General features: G+C 60.3%; 14 protein-coding genes. 7 read left to right on the top strand and 7 right to left on the bottom strand.

Going from position 1 to position 19,348, the window contains the following annotated elements:
* Positions 1 to 209 precede the first annotated feature (209 nt).
* Positions 210 to 1,085: a GNAT family N-acetyltransferase gene (locus ACNA0J_RS28780; protein ID WP_415822417.1), complete on the bottom strand. Its 876-nt coding sequence runs from the start codon at positions 1,083 to 1,085 to the stop codon at positions 210 to 212.
* Between the two features lie 175 nt (positions 1,086 to 1,260).
* Here ACNA0J_RS28780 and ACNA0J_RS28775 point away from each other — a divergent pair, with 175 nt between their 5' ends.
* From ACNA0J_RS28775 to ACNA0J_RS28765, 3 genes are read left to right on the top strand one after another with little or no spacing between them, the layout of a single operon-like run.
* Positions 1,261 to 2,475 (top strand): efflux RND transporter periplasmic adaptor subunit, encoded by a 1,215-nt coding sequence (locus tag ACNA0J_RS28775; protein WP_415822415.1) that lies wholly within the window; start codon positions 1,261 to 1,263, stop codon positions 2,473 to 2,475.
* 9 nt (positions 2,476 to 2,484) lie between these two features.
* Complete coding sequence (locus ACNA0J_RS28770) at positions 2,485 to 5,655, top strand: efflux RND transporter permease subunit (protein ID WP_415822414.1); 3,171 nt, start codon at positions 2,485 to 2,487, stop codon at positions 5,653 to 5,655.
* A complete protein-coding gene (locus ACNA0J_RS28765) occupies positions 5,652 to 7,094 on the top strand; it encodes an efflux transporter outer membrane subunit (protein ID WP_415822413.1) in 1,443 nt (480 codons plus the stop codon). The genes ACNA0J_RS28770 and ACNA0J_RS28765 overlap by 4 nt, the downstream gene beginning before the upstream one ends.
* Here ACNA0J_RS28765 and ACNA0J_RS28760 read toward each other — a convergent pair.
* Positions 7,072 to 7,800 (bottom strand): TetR/AcrR family transcriptional regulator, encoded by a 729-nt coding sequence (locus ACNA0J_RS28760; RefSeq protein ID WP_415822411.1) that lies wholly within the window; start codon positions 7,798 to 7,800, stop codon positions 7,072 to 7,074. The genes ACNA0J_RS28765 and ACNA0J_RS28760 overlap by 23 nt on opposite strands.
* A 114-nt stretch (positions 7,801 to 7,914) precedes the next feature.
* On the opposite strand from ACNA0J_RS28760, the gene ACNA0J_RS28755 reads away from it, so the two are divergent.
* From ACNA0J_RS28755 to ACNA0J_RS28745, 3 genes are read left to right on the top strand one after another with little or no spacing between them, the layout of a single operon-like run.
* Positions 7,915 to 9,372 (top strand): efflux transporter outer membrane subunit, encoded by a 1,458-nt coding sequence (locus ACNA0J_RS28755; protein WP_415822410.1) that lies wholly within the window; start codon positions 7,915 to 7,917, stop codon positions 9,370 to 9,372.
* Positions 9,369 to 11,048, top strand: a complete 1,680-nt coding sequence (locus ACNA0J_RS28750) for an MFS transporter (RefSeq protein ID WP_415822409.1) — start codon at positions 9,369 to 9,371, stop codon at positions 11,046 to 11,048. Before ACNA0J_RS28755 ends, ACNA0J_RS28750 begins: the two co-directional genes overlap by 4 nt.
* Before the next feature lie 21 nt (positions 11,049 to 11,069).
* Positions 11,070 to 12,119 (top strand): HlyD family secretion protein, encoded by a 1,050-nt coding sequence (locus ACNA0J_RS28745; RefSeq protein ID WP_415822408.1) that lies wholly within the window; start codon positions 11,070 to 11,072, stop codon positions 12,117 to 12,119.
* Positions 12,120 to 12,417: 298 nt separating this feature from the next.
* Here ACNA0J_RS28745 and ACNA0J_RS28740 read toward each other — a convergent pair whose 3' ends face one another.
* Genes ACNA0J_RS28740 through ACNA0J_RS28720 form a run of 5 tightly spaced genes read right to left on the bottom strand, consistent with a single transcriptional unit; the run spans position 12,418 to position 18,453 of the window.
* Positions 12,418 to 13,941 (bottom strand): amidase, encoded by a 1,524-nt coding sequence (locus ACNA0J_RS28740; protein WP_415822407.1) that lies wholly within the window; start codon positions 13,939 to 13,941, stop codon positions 12,418 to 12,420.
* 9 nt (positions 13,942 to 13,950) lie between these two features.
* Positions 13,951 to 14,931 (bottom strand): Bug family tripartite tricarboxylate transporter substrate binding protein, encoded by a 981-nt coding sequence (locus tag ACNA0J_RS28735; RefSeq protein ID WP_415822406.1) that lies wholly within the window; start codon positions 14,929 to 14,931, stop codon positions 13,951 to 13,953.
* Positions 14,932 to 14,950: 19 nt separating this feature from the next.
* Complete coding sequence (locus tag ACNA0J_RS28730; RefSeq protein WP_415822405.1) at positions 14,951 to 16,279, bottom strand: D-serine ammonia-lyase; 1,329 nt, start codon at positions 16,277 to 16,279, stop codon at positions 14,951 to 14,953.
* A gap of 9 nt (positions 16,280 to 16,288) precedes the next feature.
* The gene (locus tag ACNA0J_RS28725) at positions 16,289 to 17,266 is read right to left on the bottom strand and encodes a Bug family tripartite tricarboxylate transporter substrate binding protein (protein WP_415822404.1); all 978 of its coding nucleotides are present in this window, start codon (positions 17,264 to 17,266) and stop codon (positions 16,289 to 16,291) included.
* A 50-nt stretch (positions 17,267 to 17,316) separates the two neighbouring features.
* On the bottom strand, positions 17,317 to 18,453 hold the full coding sequence (locus tag ACNA0J_RS28720; protein WP_415822403.1) for an NAD(P)/FAD-dependent oxidoreductase: 1,137 nt from the start codon (positions 18,451 to 18,453) through the stop codon (positions 17,317 to 17,319).
* A gap of 186 nt (positions 18,454 to 18,639) precedes the next feature.
* On the opposite strand from ACNA0J_RS28720, the gene ACNA0J_RS28715 reads away from it, so the two are divergent.
* Positions 18,640 to 19,230: a helix-turn-helix domain-containing protein gene (locus ACNA0J_RS28715; RefSeq protein WP_415822402.1), complete on the top strand. Its 591-nt coding sequence runs from the start codon at positions 18,640 to 18,642 to the stop codon at positions 19,228 to 19,230.
* Positions 19,231 to 19,348 lie beyond the last annotated feature (118 nt).

Genomic DNA, 19,348 nt, shown 5'->3' with positions numbered 1-19,348 from the left:
CCTCAAAGCCGAGTGGAGCGGATGCTGAAGGTAGGCCCGAAGGGGCCGGACGAAGCGAGCGAACACGGTGTCCGGCCCCCGCGGGCCGGACCGGCTTTGTGAAGCCCTCACGGCCCGATTGCCTCGGCTCGACGTCCATAAACACTCCAACCTCATCCACACCGAAACCTCCAACCACGACTATTCCGCCACACGCCTTAAACGCTTACCTAGCCCAAAGCCTGCGCCGCCAAGGCATAAGTATGAAACTTCCCATCGCCCGCAGCAGGCGTACCGCAGATCATCCGCGTACCCGTATCGACCCGCACCAGCCCTGCCGTAGCCAGCCAGTTGGCAATACCTATCTCAGGCGGAATATCGATACGTACGAATCGACCCGCGCAAACAGCCAGCCAATGCGCAATCAACACTCGCGCCGCCTTTTCGTCAACGGCAACAACGGGCCCGATCAATTCTCCACGCCCAAACGTGCGCAGCGTCGAAAACCCGATGATCTCGCCATGATCCTGCAACACCACGCCTTGCCCTTGCTCCAGCAACGCCTGCACCAGTGCGCGGCGCGACATGCCCGACGCGCGCCGATCCAGCTCGGCCAGGACATCCAGGTCATCATGTACAGCGGGTCGCAGCGACCAGCCTGCCGGTAACGTCTCTTGCTGCTTATCTATCGCCACGCCCTGATGCTGGCTGATCTGCCCCACCGGCTGAAACCCATGCCGGGCGTACACCCCCGCACCGTGCGGCGTCGCATGCAATAGCGCGGCAGGTGCCGACACAGCATTCAATAGGCCCGCCACCAAACGGCTCGCAATGCCCCGCCCCCGATAGGTCTCGGAAACGATGATCATCCCCAACGTGGCGCACGATCCAAAATCCCAATGCATGGCCACGCCAATCAGTTGAACACCATCGAGCACCGCCACTCCGTTGCCTAGCGGATAAATGAATTGCCAATCCTCCAGACGGTGCGGCCACCGGGCGGCTTGCGACAATCCCCACGCCTGCGCCAGATCCTCCGGCCGTAGCGCCCGCAACACCAGTCCATCCCACGCGGGGTCTTCGATAGATTCAGATTGCTCTTGCACAATGCGCCCCCAATTCGAAATGGGCAATTTTTTGCACGGAAACTGCCACATATTGCGACAGTCGATACATCATCATACCCGCGCCAGCCTCCAGGCCGACCGCACCGCGGCCTCCCTATTTCCTGCACATTCGTTAGCTAGCATGGCTCATCATTTGACTCATTGCGGGTGTCGCATGTCCCATCGTTTCCTCTCAGCCGTTCCCCGAACCGCGCGCTACAGCCTGCTGGCCTGCGCCCTGGCTCTCGTATTGAGCGCCTGCCAGGACGAAACACCAGCGCCCCTACCCGTGTCGGAAGTCGGCGTGCAACGCGTCACCACGCAACGGCTCGCGATGGAACAATACCTGCCGGGCCGTACCGTCGCCTATATGGAATCGGACGTACGCCCGCAAGTCGGCGGGATCATTCAAAAGCGCCTGTTCACCGAAGGCCAGGAAGTCAAAGAAGGCCAGGTGCTCTACCAGATCGATCCCAAAACCTACCAGGCCAGCTACGACAGCGCCAAAGCGGATCTCGTCCAGGCCGAGGCCGTTGTCATGGCGGCCAAACCCAAGGCGGAGCGTTATCGCAAGCTGGTCGCCATCGACGCCGTCAGCAAACAAGACAGCGACGATGCATTGGCGACGCTGCGTCAGAACGAAGCCGCCGTCGTCTCCGCCAAAGCGGCATTGCAAACCGCCAAAATCAATCTGGACTACACCCAGGTCACAGCGCCCATCAGCGGCCGCATCGGCACCTCGACCTACACGCCTGGCGCATTGGTCACGGCCAGTCAAGAAACAGCCCTGACAACGATTCAGCAACTGGATCCCATCTACGTCGACGTCACGCAAACCAGCGCGCAAATGCTGGCGCTGCGCAAACAGATCGATAGCGGTGCGCTAAAAGCCGTCAACGGCAAGGCCGAAGTCAAAATCCAACTGGAGGACGGCAGCCTCTACGATCGCACCGGCACACTCGAATTCGTCGGAACCTCGGTCAACACCAGCACTGGCAGCGTGACCCTGCGCGCCGTGGTGCCCAATCCGGATTTCCTGCTGCTGCCCGGTACGTATGTTCGCGCGGTATTGCCCATGGCCATCAATGACACTGCGATCCTGGTGCCGCAAAGCGCCGTCACGCGCAACACCAAGGGGGAAGCCGTAGTGAAACTGGTCGGAGACGACAACAAAATCATCGAACGCATTGTGCAAACCGGCAATGCGATCAAAGACCAATGGGTCGTTACCAGCGGCCTGCAGGCCGGCGAACGCCTGGTGATCGATGGCGGCAGCAAAGTCATGGCGGGCCAGGAGGTCGCCGTCGAGGAACTCAAGACGGCCAGCAAGGCCACTCAACCGAACGCGGCTAGTGCCCCGACTCCGCCATCGACCGCAAAGGCAGAGTAAGGAATCACCATGGCTCGCTTCTTCATTGACCGACCCATCTTTGCCTGGGTAATTGCCATCGTTATCACGCTGGCTGGCGCATTGTCGATCTTTACCCTGCCCATCGAGCAATACCCCGATATCGCCCCGCCCTCCATCTCGATACGCGCGACCTACACCGGCGCCTCGGCAGAGACGACCGAAAACTCGGTCACACAGGTGATCGAACAAAACATGACGGGCCTGGACAATCTGCTGTACATGTCCTCCAGCAGCACCTCATCGGGCAGCTCGGAAATCACCCTGACGTTTGCCTCCGGCACCAACCCCGACACGGCCCAAGTACAGGTGCAAAACAAGCTGCAGCAGGCGCAATCCATGTTGCCGGACAGCGTGCAAAGCACCGGCGTCACCGTCACCAAGTCATCAGGCAACATGTTTCTGGTGCTGGCGTTCACTTCTGAAAACGGCAGCATGGATGGTACAGACCTGGCCGACTACATGGTCTCTACCATCCAGGACCCGGTCAGCCGAGTCTCTGGCGTGGGCAACGTGCGCGTCATGGGGTCGGAATACTCCATGCGTATCTGGCTGGACCCCGAAAAATTGCGCACCTATTCTCTGATGCCCTCGGATGTCACGAGTGCCATAGAGAACCAGAACGCCGACGTATCCTCGGGCTCGCTGGGCGCGGTTCCTGCCGTCGAAGGCCAGGCGCTCACTGCGACCGTCAACTCTCGCAGCCGCCTGAAAACGGCCGATCAGTTCAAAGACATCGTCATCAAATCCGAAACCAGTGGTGCAGTCGTCCATCTCTCGGATGTTGCGCGCGTAGAACTAGGCACCGAAGACTACTCCATCATCAGTAAATTCAACGGCAAGCCTGCCTCCGGTATCGGGATCGAACTCGCTTCGGGCGCCAATGCACTGGATGTTTCCGAGGCCGTCGATGCCAAGCTGCAAGAGTTGCAACCCTTTTTCCCTAGCGGCTTGCAGTACCACGTCGCCTATAGCACGACGCCTTTCGTCAAAATCTCGATTCAAGAAGTCGTGACCACCCTGTTCGAAGCCATCGTGCTGGTGGTGGCCATCATGTACCTGTTCCTGCAGAACTGGCGCGTGACCTTGATCCCCGCTATTGCGGTGCCTGTCGTGTTGATGGGTACTTTCGGAATCCTGGCCCTGCTCGGATACTCTATCAACACCTTGTCCATGTTCGCCATGGTGTTGGCCATCGGGCTGTTGGTAGACGATGCCATCGTGGTCGTCGAAAACGTCGAACGCATCATGAGCGAAGAAGGCCTCAGCCCACGCGAAGCCACGCGCAAATCCATGGGACAGATCACGGGCGCACTCGTCGGTATCGCATTGGTGCTCACTGCCGTCTTCTTGCCCATGGCGTTCTTCGGTGGCTCTACCGGCGCCATTTATCGTCAGTTTTCCGTGACCATTGCCTCGGCCATGATCCTGTCGGTGCTGGTTGCGATGACCCTCACCCCGGCCCTCTGCGCCACGATGCTCACGCCGATCGAAAAAGGCGGCCATGTCAGCCGCAAAGGCCTGTTGGGACGTTTTTTCCAGTGGTTCAACACGCTCTTCGATCGCACCGGCAAGCGCTATCACCAGGGTGTCGGTTTCATGACCAACCATCGCAAATCGGGGGGCATCATTTATCTGGCGATCTTGATCGTCGCGGGTGGCCTGTTCTGGCATTTGCCCACGTCATTCCTGCCCGAAGAAGACCAGGGCATGCTGATGGTCATGGTGAAATTGCCTTCGGGGGCCACGCAGCAACAGACGCTGAAAGTCATGGACGAAGTCGCTGACTACATCAAAGAACAACCGGAAACCGCATCCATCATGTCTGTAGCGGGATTCAGCACCGGCGGCAGCGGACAAAACTCAGGAATGGGCTTCGTCCGCCTGAAAGACTGGGACGAGCGCGACGCAGACGCCAATACGGTCGGCATGCGCATCAGCATGGCGATGGCAAAACGGTTCCGCGACGCTCAGATCTTTGCCATGACTCCCTCTGGTATTCCTGGGCTGGGCCAGAGTGCGGGCTTTACGATGGAACTGCAAGACCTCGGCGGCGCTGGCCATGAGGCGCTAGTCCAGGCACGCGAACAGCTCCTCGCGCTGGCGGCCAAAAACGACAAACTCGACTCTGTACGTTACCAGGCACTGGAAGACGCCCCCACCTTTGACGTCAAGATCGACGACGCCAAAGCAGGCGCCCTCGGCCTGTCGCAAAGCGACATCAACAGCACACTGGCCACCGCCGTGGGCAGCACCTACGTCAACGACTTCGTCAATCGCGGACGCATCAAGAAGGTCTACGTCCAGGGCGAGGCAGAAGCCCGCATGCTGCCGGATGACATCGGCCGCTGGTCGGTACGCAACAGCGGCGACGATATGGTGCCGTTCTCGGCGTTTTCCAGCAGCAGTTGGGGATACGCGCCCGCCTCGCTATCGCGATTCAACGGCTCAGCCTCCATGGAAATTACCGGTCAGCCGGCGTCCGGTGTCAGCTCCGGTACCGCCATGGCGGAAATGGCCACGCTCGTTAAGCAACTACCGTCAGGTTTCGGGTACTCCTGGTCAGGCCTGTCGTATCAAGAACAACAATCGGGATCGCAGGCGCCGCTGCTGTATGCCGTGTCGCTGTTGTTCGTATTCCTGTGCTTGGCCGCTCTGTACGAAAGCTGGTCCATTCCCTTTTCCGTGATGCTGGCCGTTCCCATCGGTGTCGTAGGCGCGCTATTGCTGACCAGCCTGCGTGGCCTGAGCAATGACGTGTATTTCCAGGTGGGTTTGTTGGCCACAGTGGGCCTGGCCGCAAAGAACGGCATCCTGATCGTCGAATTCGCAAAAGAACTCGAAGAGCAAGGCAAATCGCTGATCGCAGCAACGCTGGAGGCTGCCCAACAACGCCTGCGTCCCATCCTCATGACCTCACTGGCATTCATGCTCGGCGTGCTGCCGCTGGTCATCAGCACGGGCGCAGGCTCGGGCGGCCGCCACTCGCTGGGTACCGGCGTACTGGGCGGCACGCTGGCGTCCACCGTGCTGGGTATTTTCTTTGTTCCGCTCTTCTACGTAGTGGTGCGTACCTTGTTCCCAGGCAAACCCAAATCGGCTGACGCCTCGGCCCCCACCCAGCACGGCGACACCGCCAACCATGACGAGGTCACCCCATGAAGTCCTTGACCCTGAAACTGATCCCCGTCGTGTGCGCACTCGCATTGAGCGGCTGCGTCAGCATGGCTCCGGATTATGAACGTCCGGCATCGCCGGTACCCACGCAGTTTCGCAGCGCTACGGCTGGCGTCGCCGACGCCACACCGGTCGCGGACCTGGACTGGCGCAAAGTCTTTCTCGATGCGCGCCTGCAAAAAGTCATCGCCACAGCATTGGATAACAACCGCGACCTGCGCGTCGCGGTGCTAAACATCGAAAAAGCGCGCGCCACCTATCGCATCCAACGATCCGATCTGTTCCCCTCGGTGCAAGCATCCGGCAGCTACAACGCGGCACGCACCAGCGCCGCCAGCACAGGCACAGGCAGTTCACAAGTCGGCCGCAGCGTCAGCGCCGAAGTCGGATTCAGCAGTTGGGAACTGGATCTCTTTGGACGCATCCGCAGCCTGACCGACGAGGCGCTGGAAACCTATCTCGCGACCGAGCAAACGCAACGCAGCACGCGCATGAGCCTGGTCGCCGAGGTCGCAGGCGACTGGCTCACGATAGCCGCGTATCGAGAGCAATTGGCATTAGCCAAGGAAACATTGGAAAGCCAACGCGCCACCTTGAAACTCACAGAGAGCAAACACGCGCTGGGCATCGCGTCCGGCGTCGACTTATCCGAAGTCCAAGGCAGTGTAGAAAGCGCCCGCGCCGATGTCGCCAGCTACACCACCTCATTGGAGCAAGCGCGCAACGCCTTGGATCTGGTCGTTGGCTCGCCCGTGAGTGACGATCTGCTGCCAGTGCCTACCGACAACGAAGCCGTCGCGCTCGCGCCCCTGCCTGCCAACCTGTCGTCCGATGTGCTGTTGCAACGCCCCGATGTGCTGTACGCAGAACACACATTAAAAGCGGCAAACGCCGATATCGGCGCAGCGCGGGCCGCGTTTTTTCCCACGATTTCGTTGACCGCTGCGACGGGACGCAGCAGCGACGCGCTGTCCAGCCTGTTTGACGCCGGCACCCGCACCTGGTCGTTCGTGCCCAGCATTTCCATCCCGATCTTTAACGCTGGATCGCTGCGAGCCTCGCTGGATTCCGCCAAGATTCAAAAAGAAGTCACCGTGGCCGAATATGAAAAAGCCATCCAGACTGCCTTCAGCGAAGTCGCCGACGCCCTGGTCGCCCGCAACAACATCGATGAGCAACTCGATGCGCAACGTGCCCAGGTCGCGGCAAATCAACGCAGCTACACGCTTGCCGATGCACTGTATCGCAATGGCGTAGACAGCTATTTGGAAACCTTGGTCTCTCAACGCACGCTGTACAGCGCGCAGCAAACATTGATCACGTTGCAGCTTAACGAAGCCGTCAACCGCGTCACGCTCTACAAGGTGCTGGGCGGTGGTGCGGACGCGATATCGACTGTGGCTAACGCGTCCCAAACGCCTTAAAAAAAGTCTCCAACGCCAGATTGGCCCAGCGCTTGCGCTGGGCCGCGGTCGCTGGGCGATCGGACAGCAGCAGACTTTGCAGCTGAATGTGGCCGCGGACCAGGCTGAAAAACACCGCAGCGGCCTCTTTGCTGGTCATGGTGCCCAGATCCAATTCCTTGGCTTGCACCGCCCGCTCCAGATGTTCGGCTACGATCGTGCAATAGACCTTGGGGCCTTTCTCATAAAAAGTGCGTGCCAGCTCGGGAAAACGGATCGCTTCCGCTGCCGCCACGCGGAACAAGGCCAAGCCCGACGGCGCCAATCCAAAATCCAGGTACGCATTTGCCATTTCGGCCAACACTGCCTGGATTCCTCCTGACATCGACCGTCCTGCTCTGAGCGCGTCCATGTGCATGGCGCATTGCCGTTCGATCACCGCCGCAAACAAGGCCTCTTTTGTGGGGTAGTGTGCATAAACCGTAGCCTTGGACACACCCGCGGCCTGTTGAATCATGTCCGTCGTCGCCGCGGAAAAACCGTGCGTCAAAAAAACATCGCGCGCCGCATCAAGGACCGCCAATGCCTTACCCGTCGGGCAAGGGGACGACTCTGAGAGCTTGGAATCACTACCGGAACCGGACTGTGCACCGCTTGCCACGCGTGCAGCCCCAGAGCTCCTGGGCTGACCCGCTGTGGATTCGGATGGGTGATCGGTCTTTTTCATTTGGGTGTGTGTACCGTTCGGTTCAAAAATAGTTGACCTGTCTCTGAGCAGAGAATACCATACTGTACCGAGAGGTTTAGTTTAATTCACAAAAGTCTTCGTACGGCTCATCCCATGTCTATCGTCACCTATTTCGGCAGCCGCGCGGCGCCCATCCTGGCCCTGGCGCTGCTTGCTGGCTGCGCCGTTGGCCCGGATTTCCAGGTCCCGCAGGCGGCGCTTGACGGCATGCAACTCCAGCCCAAGGAGGGGCAAGCTCAACAGGCACTATCGGCGGACCCCGTGCCCCGTGATTGGTGGCGCATGCTGAACGATCCCGTGCTGGACAGCCTGATCGCTCGCGCCTGGGAGGGCAACCTCGACGTACAAGCTGCCGCGCTGCGCGTACAGCAGAGCCGCGCGCGATCCGGCATCGTCATGTCCAATCTGTTTCCGCGCATCGGGCTGGACGCCAGCGTGACCCGCCAGGCACTCAGTGAAAACGGGCCGATGGTCGCTCTCGGATCCCCCACGGCCGCCACCGACCTGTGGCAAGCAGGTTTTGATGCCAGTTGGGAGATCGATATCTGGGGCCGGCTGCGCCGGCAACGCGAGCAATCCCTCGCCTCGCTCGAGGCTTCGGTCTACGAAGAGCGCGGCGTACAAGTGTCCTTGTCCGCCGAAATCGCCCGGCAATATCTCGCGCTGCGTGGCGTGCAAACGCGCCTGGCCATTGCGCTGCAAAACCAGGATATCGCGACCCATCTCGTGAAGCTGACGCAGAGCCGTCAGAAAAACGGCGTCGCGACGCGTTTCGACATCGCCTCGTCCCTATCCCAACAAGCGTCCGTCGACGCGTTGATTCCACAATTGCGCGATGAGGAGAATGTCTTGCTCAATGCGCTGGCGCTGCTGGTGGGCGAACCGCCTCGCAGCCTGGATGCGCAATTGGAACAAGCCCACGCGCTGCCCAATGCATCGGTACAGCTGCCGGTAGGATTGCCCTCTGAACTGGCCCTGCGCCGTCCCGACATCCAACGCGCCCAGGCCAATCTGCACGCAGCCACTGCCGCGATCGGCGTGGCCAAGGCCGATTTCTATCCTCGTATTTCTCTCATCGGCAGCTTTGGCACACAGGCTTTTGAACGTGATGACCTGGGCTTGTGGAGCTCTACCAATTTCTCTATCGGTCCGGCCATTCATTTGCCGATTTTCGAGGGAGGCCGCCTGACGCGCACGTTGGAATTAACCGAGCTGAAACAGAAAGAGGCCGCCGTTACCTATCGCCAGACCGTGCTGCAAGCCTGGCATGAAGTCGACAATGCCTTCAACGCCCTCGTCGCGCAACAACAGCGTCAGACCGCCTTGCAGCGCGCCATGACCGAAAGCCGAGAGGCGCTGAGCGCCGCAGAAAGCGCCTACCGTGCCGGGGCGACAGATTACGTCACGGTACTGACGGCTCAGCGTAATCTCCTGGCCAGCGAATTGGAGCTCAGCAACGCCACCACAGGCAGTGCCGTGGCGATCGTCTATCTCTACAAGGCCCTGGGAGGCGGCTGGGCGCCACAGGCTGAGGCCGAGGGGCAGTCATGACCCCGACAACGGTCCCCCTCGATATTGCGTCAACGACCAACGCTCCCGCTGCGGCCCACCCGCCCGGAGCGGCCAACGCAGCGACATCGACCAGCACGCCGGCAATCACCGACACCGCGCCTCCTGCTGACACGCCCGCAATCGCCAACACTTCCTCCTCAAGCAACACCGCGGCAACTGCCAGCCATAACGCCAACGCGCTCACGCCACGCCTGATTGCTGGATTGACCGGCATATTCCTGGCCGCCATGATCGCGGGCATCAACAATCGGGTGGGCTCATTGGCTCTGGCCGATCTGCGCGGCGCCAGCGGCTTTGGCCTGGACGATGGATCCTGGATCACCACCGTCTATAGCGCAGGCGAACTGCTCGCCATGCCGATCGCCGGCTGGTTTGCGATCACGCTCAGTTTGCGCCGCTTTCATCTGATGATGCTGGGCACCTGCAGCGCAATCGCCTGCGTGCTGCCGTTCGTGCATGACATGGGCTTGCTATTGATCCTGCGTGCTCTGCAAGGCTTGACCGCCGGTGCCTTGATCCCTTTGTTGATGATGGCCGCCCTACGATTCCTGCCGCCATCGATCCGGCTATATGCGCTGGCGCTGTACTCGATGACAGCGACCTTCGCGCCCAATGTGTCTACGTGGTTGGCCGGACTATGGACCGACCAATTGCTCGATTTGCGGATGGTGTATTGGCAAGTCATTCCCGCAGGCCTGATCGCCGGACTATTAGTCTCCTGGGGCGTACCGCAAGACATGCCCAAACCCGAGCGCTTTGGCCAGGCGAACTGGTTCGGGTTGATTTTCGGTGCCCTCGGCTTGGCGCTCGTGGCCGTCGGCCTGGATCAGGGAAACCGGCTCGAATGGTTTGCTTCCCCGCTGATCAGCACCTGCCTCGTCGTAGGCCTGCTGCTGGTCGCATACTACTTGTTTACGGAATGGCACCATCCCGCACCGTTCATCAAACTGCAGTTGTTGAGCCGGCGCAACCTGGGATTGGGCTTCACGATTTTCTTTTCCCTGTTGGTCATTTTCCTGTCCGGCTCCTTGCTGCCCTCCCTGCACCTGGGCCATACATGGGACTATCGCGCGCAGCAAAGCGCTCCCATCGGCCTGATGATCGGGCTGCCTCAGCTCATCGTCGCTCCCGCCGTGTCGTTGCTGCTGTATCGCAAATGGGTAGACGCCCGAGCCGTCATGGCCCTGGGGCTGGCATGTCTGTCCTTGTCCTGCATGATGGGCGCGCACCTGACCTCCGAATGGATGTGGACGGAATTCATCTGGGCGCAGAGCCTGCAAGCCATCGGCCAACCGTTGGCGGTCGTGGCGTTGCTGTTTCTATCGACCAGCGTGGTTCAACCCATGGAAGGTCCCTATGTCTCGGGCATGGTCAATCTGTTGCGTGCCTTGGGAACATTGGCGGGCTCCGCAGCAATCAGCCGGTTAATCGAACTGCGCACGCGCTTTCATAGCGAAATGCTGCTGGATCATGCCGCTCGGGCGCAGGCTCCGGCACCGGCTGATTTGGCATCCACTATCGCAGGCCAGGCTGCTGTGCTGTCCATCGCCGACGCTTATTGGGCGTTGGCCGCCTTCGCGGCCATCCTGATCCCGTTGGTCTTCGCCCTCCAATACATCCCCTCGCCGACCGCGGCGATGCATCCGAAACACTGATTCAAAGCACTGAGAACCATCATGGCATTGAGCAAAAAAACCAAACTCGTATCAGGCGGAATATTGATTGCCGCTGCCGTCATCGCGGCCATCGTGATCAATCGTCCCGAGGCGTCCGCCTCGTCTCAATCAACGGACGATGCCTATATCCGAGCCGATATCACTTCAGTCGCCCCTCAGGTTGCGGGCCTGGTCACCCACGTCCTGGTCGAAGAAAACGAGACCGTCAAAACCGGCCAATTACTCGCGCGCATTGACGATCGCGATTACGAACTGGCGGTGCGCAGTGCCAGGGCCACACTCGCCAGTGCACAAGCCAGTGCCGACGCATTAAAAGCACAAGCCACCGTGCAGCAATCGGTCATCCACCAAGCCAGCGCCACATTAGACGCCGACCAAGCCAATCTCAAACTGGCTCGCGCCGATTTCAATCGCTACAGCAACCTGGCCGCAGATGGTTCGGGCACCATACAAGCTCGCCAGCAGGCTTTGGCCCGTCTGCGCGTACAAGAAGCCCAGCACGAGAAAAACCGCGCCATTCACCAAGCCGAAACCGAGCGTCTGACCATTTTGCAGGCCGATCTGCAACGCGCGGCCGCTGCCGTCGAACAAGCCAAAGCGGCCGTCGCGCAAGCCGAGCTCAACTTGTCCTATACCCATATCGTGGCCCCGATCTCAGGCGTGATCGGCCACAAAAATCTCCGAGTCGGTAATTTCGCCAAAATCGGAGAAGCGCTCGTCACCGTTGTTCCGTTGGCAGACATCTACGTGGAAGCCAACTTCCGCGAAACTCAGTTGGCAAAAATGCGCGCAGGCCAGCCTGTCATCCTGACTGTCGACGCGCTGCCCGGACAAACATTTTCCGGCAAAGTGCAAAGCGTCGGTCCCGCCAGCGGCGTCAGCTATTCCGCCATTGCCCCCCACAACGCGACAGGTAACTTCACCAAAATCGTGCAACGCCTGCCCGTGCGCATTGCGCTGGATCCTGACCAAGAAAACACCAGCCTGCTGCGCGTAGGCATGTCGGTACAACCCGAAGTCGACGTCAGCCGCTCAGACTCAGGATCGTGATCCGAGTCCTCCGGGGCATGAGTTTGCCGCGGCCGGGCAGGCGTGGCGGGTGGGCCTGTTGGGAGCTGCCGAGTCCGTGNANNATCGGCGGGGGNAGTCCGGGGGCCATGTTTGAGNNCGAAGCGAGTTTGGCCCCCGGCCCGCCGATGGTTCACGGACGNAGGCCGANNCCCCGTTNAGGGGNNGAGTCAGCCNANCAGGCCCACCCGCCACGCCTGCCCGGCCGTGGCAAACGTCTCAAGAACCCGTCCCGCCTCCACCAAGCCACACCTTCGACCTGCACCTTCCAAAAAATACATCACACCGCCGATACAGCCCCACCCTGCCCCTGTCCATCCAACACCGGCGGCGCCGTCACAATCGACGTCAACGCCGGCTCGGCGACCTGCAATGCCGCCAGATTCGGACGCGGGCGACGCAGCGCCTCGATGCGCGAGAACGCCTGCTCCATCGCGTACGATGCTCCCAGCACCTCGCGATCGCCGCGGAACGGCCCCACGATCTGCAAACCGAACGGCATGCCATGTCCGTCCAGCCCGCAAGGCAAGGACAAGGCAGGATGCGTGGTCAAGGTCACCACATACGTCAGCGCCAGCCAACGGTAGTAGTTTTCCTGCTTTTCCCCATTGATCGTATCCGCATACAGGCTCGTCCACGGGAACGGCGACACCGGCGTAGTCGGCGACAGGATCAGATCATAGTCGGCGTAGATCTCCTGGAAACGCTTCAGGATACGCGTCTGCTCGGCTTGCGCCCACGCACTGTCCTTCAGGCTCATCGCCGCGCCCATCTCATAATTCGCACGGGGATTGGGGCCCAAGCTAGCAGGGTCCCGCTCATACGCCTCACGCATCCCCGCTACAAACGCCTCGGCGCGCAACACATCAAAACAACGATGCGCCTCGCCCAGATCCAACTCGATCGGCTCGCAGGCCGCGAACAAATGCTTCATCGCCGCGATCTTTGTACGGAACGTAGCGCGAATACCATCATCCACCGCGCACACGCCGAAATCCTCGGTATACGCAACGCGCAACGAGCCCAGGTCGACCGACTCGGGGCGCAGGAACGACAGCGGATCCAGCGGATAGCTCAAGGGATCGCCCGCATCCATACCCGCCGAGGCCGCCATTTGCAGGCAAGCCTCTTCGACGGTGCGCCCCATCGGTCCCACGACTGAAATCGGCGTCCAGCCCAGCAACTTGCGCACACTGGGCACCACGCCGGGCGAGGGGCGGAATCCCACCACACCGCACTTGGCGGCGGGAATACGCAATGATCCCCCCGTGTCCGATCCCGTGCACACCGGCAACATATCGCATGCCAGTGCCGCAGCGGACCCGCCCGAGGACCCACCCGCATTCAAATTCGGATTGAATGGATTCCCCGTCGCACCCCATACAACGTTGCGCGAGTTCGCGCCCGCCCCCATCTCGGGCACGTTGGTCTTGGCTGTCACGATAGCGCCCGCACGGCGCAAACGCGCCACCAGCTCGACATCGTGCTCTGGCACATGATCCCGATAAATCGGCGAGCCAAACGTCGTCAGCAATCCCGCTGTGGGCTCCAGGTCTTTCACACCCATCGGCAGACCATGCAACAAGCCCAGCATGTCCCCCGCCATCACCGCACGCTCGGCGGCGCGGGCTTCTTCGCGCGCACGCGCATAGGCTTTGGCCGTCACCGCATTGACGTACGGGTTCACCGCTTCGATACGGGCGATGCAGGCCTCCAGCAACTCGACCGGTGACAACTGTCGCGCGCCGATCATTTGCCGCAGCGTAACGGCCGAAAGAGAAACCAGGGAATCATCCAGTGCCATGAGAAAACCTTAATCAAGCTTGATGTGAGCGCGCTCTGCAATGTCGCGCATGATCGGCAATTCTTTTTGAATCAGTGCCTCGCCGTCCGCGGCACTGCCGTAGTCCGGTTCGAACCCCTGGGCCTCCAGATTCTTCTGAACCTCGGGATTCGCCACCGCGGTCTGCAGTGCCGCCTCCAATTTGGTCTTGACCGCTGCCGGCAAGCCACGCGGCGCAACCACCATGAACCACGTATCCATCTCGGGCCCAGCATACCCCTGTTCTACAAACGTAGGAAGGTCTGGAAAAAACTTGGAACGTTTAGGGCTGGACAAAGCAATCGCCCGCACCGTGCCTTGCTTGACCTGCGGAATCGCCGCGGACACCGTATCGAAGGTAAATGGAATCTGCCCGCCAATCAGATCCGTCATCGCCGGCGCACTGCCTTTATAGGGAATATGCGCCATCTGCAATCCAGCCTCGGCCAAAAACGCCTCGCCGACAAACTGGGACGTGGTTCCTGTGCCATACGAACCATAAGGCGGCTGCTTGTTCGCGGGGTCTTTCACATACGCTACGAACTCTTTCAGGTTATGCACCGGCACCTTGGGATTCGCCAACAATACCAGGCCTGTGCGCCCCACAATGCCCAACGGCTCGAAACTCTTGACCGGATCGTAGGGCATGTTGGTGCGAATCGCAGGATTGACCGTGAACGTCGTGCCAGAGCTGACCAACAAGGTGTACCCATCCGGCGCGGCCTTGGTCACATAGCTGGCGCCAATCACCGTACCCGCACCGCCCTTGTTTTCCACCACGACGCTCTGGCCCAGCACATCGCCCAGTGCCTTGGCCATGACGCGGCCCATCGTATCAGTAGAGCCGCCCGGCGGGAATGGCACCACCAGCGTGATAGGACGAGACGGATAGGGCTCTTGCGCCACCGCTGATGTCATTCCTACTGCCATGCAAGACATGGCGAGACTCATCGCCAGTAAAGCTTTTTTCATCCATTGCTCCGATAGTGAATCAACGACGATTCAGGAAACGTGCATACTCTTCGTCAGGCACAAACAGCCCGCCGGTCGTCCACACCAGGTGTGTCGATTGCGGCATCTGCGCCAACAAGCCGTGTTCGGCCAGATAGGCATGGCCCGTAGCGCTCAGGCAGATATGCCGAGGACCGCTGAAGCCTGCCGCAGCGGAAGGCTCAATCCGTATGCCCTCGGTATCGTGCAACCGAATCAGATCGTCAAACAAGGTCTGATCCGCCACCGTATAGACTCCCGACAACATGCCTCCCACTGCGCCGTACGCCAGTTCAGACGCACGGGGCACGGCCAATCCATCAGCCTCGGTACGATTATGCAGGCCCACGTCATACACCGAAGGCGCTGCCGGCAGGCCGGGCAATTGGCCATGGCCCGCCATCATCCGCACCAGAAAACACGGCGATTGCACGGGCTCGGCAAAGAAGCAATGCACATGCTCGCCCAGCACCTGGCGCAAACCATAAGCAATGCCGCCAGGCGCACCGCCTACACCACAAGGCAGATAAACGAATAAGGGATGCTGCGCATCCACGAGAATCTGCGCAGCATCAAGCTGTGCACGCAAATGCAGCGCTGCAGCGGCATACCCCATGAACAGCGAGGCCGAACGTTCGTCATCGACAAAATAGCCGTGAGGATCGGCCTGTACCTGCGCCCGGCCTGCTGCAACAGCGCGCTCGTAATCGCCGCTATGCTCTACGACCTCGACGCCACGCGCCTGCAGGCGGGCTTTTTTCCAGGCCTTTGCGTCCGCAGACATATGTACTGCGGCACAAAATCCCAACGCAGACGCCATCACACCGATCGACAACCCCAGATTGCCGGTGGACCCCACCGCGACTTGATAACGGGCGAAGCATGCCCGCGCGGCGGGCGTGGCCAATTTCCGGTAATCATCCCCAGATTGAATCAGCCCCTCGCGCAATGCCACGGACTCGGCGAATTCCAGCACTTCGTGAATGCCGCCGCGCGCCTTGATCGATCCGGCCACCGGCAACGCATGATCTGCCTTGAGCCACAATCGCCCCTGCGTCTCGGGCAAACCCAACGCCATCTGCATTTTCGGCGTACGCAACAACGGCGACTCGATCGCTCCCTCGCTATCGCGCAACTCGGGAAAGAGCTCCGCCAGCAATGGCGCAAATCGATCAAACCGCGCCTGCGCAGCCGCGATCTGATCCTTCGTCAATCCGGTATCTGCGGGCGCGTCCACACGGCAATCCGCAGGCCCGGGACGTAGCCACAGCACAGGTTCTGCATTACGCAGCGTTTGCAAAAACTCAGGCGTCACAACATTCGATGGCATAACCGGTACTCACTGCGCCTGAATATTGGCGCGCTTGGCGATTTCCGCAAAACGCGGAGTTTCTTCTGCAATGGTCTTGCGCAATGAGTCCGCAGACTCGAATGCGGCATCAACGCCGGCCGTGCGCAACTGATCCAGCGTGGCGGGATCTTTCAGCGCAGCTTCCATCGCCTGGCTCAACGTGTGCTGCACGTCTTCGGGCAGGCCTTTCGGGCCGAACAAAGCGATCCACGTATCCACGTTAAAACCAGGATACCCGCTTTCCGCCAACGTAGGCACATCAGGCAAGAAGCTCGATCGCTTTGCCGTTGTCACGGCCAGCGCCTTGATTTTTCCTGCCTTTACCTGCGGCATGGCAGCCACCACCGTATCGAACATCACCGGGACCTGGCCGCCAATCAAATCCGTCATCCCAGGCGCGCTGCCCTTATAGGGGATGTGCATCATCTTGATGCCCGCTGCGTCTTGAAACTGCTCGGCCACAAAATGCGATACCGTCCCGATGCCGAATGATGCATAGGCGATACTGTCCGGCTTGGCCTTTGCAGCGCTCACCAGATCAGCCAGATTGGAGTACGGTGTTTTCGGGTTCGCCACGATCGCCATGGCCGTTCGCCCGAGAACACCCAAGGGCACGAAATCCTCTTTGGGCGAATAAGGCAACGACGGATAAATCGCGGGATTGATGGTGAATGTCGTCCCGGAACTCAGCAGCAACGTATAACCATCCGGGCTCGCTTTAGCGACAAACTGCGCACCGAGAATCGTGCCCGCTCCCGCCTTGTTTTCCACGACGACCGTCTGCTTCAATGCGTCGCTCATCGCCTTGGCCAGAATACGGCCGGCCACATCGCCAGCGCCGCCTGGCGAATAGGGGATAATCAACTGAATGGGCCGCTCGGGATATGCCGCCACGCTGACGGAGGTGGCAGCCATCGCAGCCACGCCAATGGCCAAAGCGCCACACATCGTTGATAAGGTCTTCATGGTTTCCCCTTGTGCTTGATGAGCCGCCTGTCGACGGGCTTCTTTAAGAATCAACGCAGACGCGCCGGTGCAATGATTTCGGCTTGTACGCCGTGGGCCAACAACGTATCGGGTACCGGCTGATTCAACAGCAGTGCCGCAGCCAACTCGGATACCCCGGCAGCCGATTGAATACCGTAGCCGCCTTGCGCAGCCAACCAGAAAAATCCGGGCACTGCATCATCCCACCCGACGACCAGATCGCCATCGCGCACAAACGAACGCAGCCCGGCCCATGTATGACGCGGGCGTCGAATGGTGAGAGTGGTGGCCTCTTCGATGTGATAGATGCCTGTCGCCACATCCAGTTCCTCGGGCATGACGTCGTGGGCGGCCACCGGATCGGCATTCGCTGGCGAACCCAGCAGTTGCCCTGCATCCGGTTTGAAATAAAACTGCTCGTCCAGATCAGACACCGTAGGCCACTGCGAACAATCCACACCCTCTGGACCCGCAAAGGTAAATGCCGTACGTCGGCGGGGCTCCAAGCCGATGGGCTGCACGCCGAAACGAGCCGCCACGTGATCCGCCCATGCACCCGCGGCATTGACCACGTGCGCCGCACGCACTGTCTGCCCGTCGCTCAGCGTCAAGGTCCAATACCCCCCATCCCGCACCGCGGAGGCCACCTCGGCCTGGCAACGCAGCACGCCGCCCTGCTGACGCATGGCCTTCAGGAATCCTTGATGCAATCCGTGTACATCCAGATCCTGCGCCTCGGGCTCGAACATCGCACCGATCAAGCGGTCCGCGCGTAAACACGGCACCCGCGACATCGCATCATCGACGCTGATGAGACTGACGTTGGGTGCGGCCTTGACGGTCTCCTCGTAGACTTGTTGCAGCAATGCTTCCTGGCCGGTCTTTCCCAGGTACAGACACCCGCGCGGCGACAAAATGGGGTGCTCGGTGAATCCCTCGGGCGGCTGCTCGTAAAACGCCCGGCTGGCGCGCGTCAATGCCTGGATCTGCGGCGTCCCGTAGGCCTCCATGAACATGGCAGCCGAACGGCCGGTGGAATGGTAGCCAGGCTGCTCTTCTCGCTCCAGCACCACCACACGGGCGCGGCCGGACAAGCGATAAGCCACCGAGGCTCCGGCGATTCCGCCGCCGATCACGGCAAAGTCAAACACATCAGAGTCGTTCATAGGGATACGGCGCTTCTTAAATTCTCATTTAAGAGAATTCTCTTATGTGACAAAATTACCGTCAATCAGTAGTTACCTTATACGGTGCCGGAGGGGTTTTGCGTAGCATGTAGCGCCACTCACCATCCCATCTGCACTCCCAAGTAGCCCTGCCCAGCAGGCGTTGCACATTTTCGAGGTATCGCGTTGACTCAGCCTTCTGCTCCCTCTTCGCCGGATACGGCGCGCGCACGCATGGGTCAACAGTTGCGCGCCGCCCGCAAAGCCTGTGCCCTGACACTAAAGCAGCTGTCGGCCGTATCCGGCGTGGCACTGTCCACCCTGTCCAAGATGGAGCTGGGCCAGGTTTCCGTCAGCTACGAGAAATTCACCGCCGTCGCGCGTGCGCTGAACATCGACATTTCTCAGTTACTGTCTGACCCGGATGCACATCCCGGCACTGTCCCCACGCAAGCCTCCACGACCCAGTCGCCCGACTACGACACGGGCAACTACAGCTATCGATTGCTCGCCGGCGACTATCCGCAGCGCACCATGACTCCCATGTACGGGCGCATCATGGCTCGCAGTGTCGAGGATTTCGACGGCTTTATCCGACACGCGGGTCAGGAATTCATCGTAGTCTTATCCGGCAAAATCCGTATTTGCTTCGAGTCGGGTGAGAACCTGACGCTCAGCAAACATGAATCCGCCTATTTCGACAGCGGACAGGGCCATCTCTATTTATCGTTGAGCGCACGCGACGCGGAAATCATGGTGGTGATGACGTCAGCTTGATCGTACTGTCAATTTGTACGTATCTTCAAATGTGAGGTTAGTGTGTTTATTGGACGTCGAGCCGAGGCAATCGGGCCGTGAGGGCTTCACAAAGCCGGTCCGGCGCGCGGGCGCCGGA

The sequence above is a fragment of the Bordetella tumbae genome, from assembly GCF_965139195.1.
In the GTDB taxonomy this organism is placed as follows: domain Bacteria; phylum Pseudomonadota; class Gammaproteobacteria; order Burkholderiales; family Burkholderiaceae_B; genus Bordetella_A; species Bordetella_A tumbae.
Note: the sequence above shows the minus strand (reverse complement) of the source record. Positions and strands in the feature narration are given on the sequence as shown.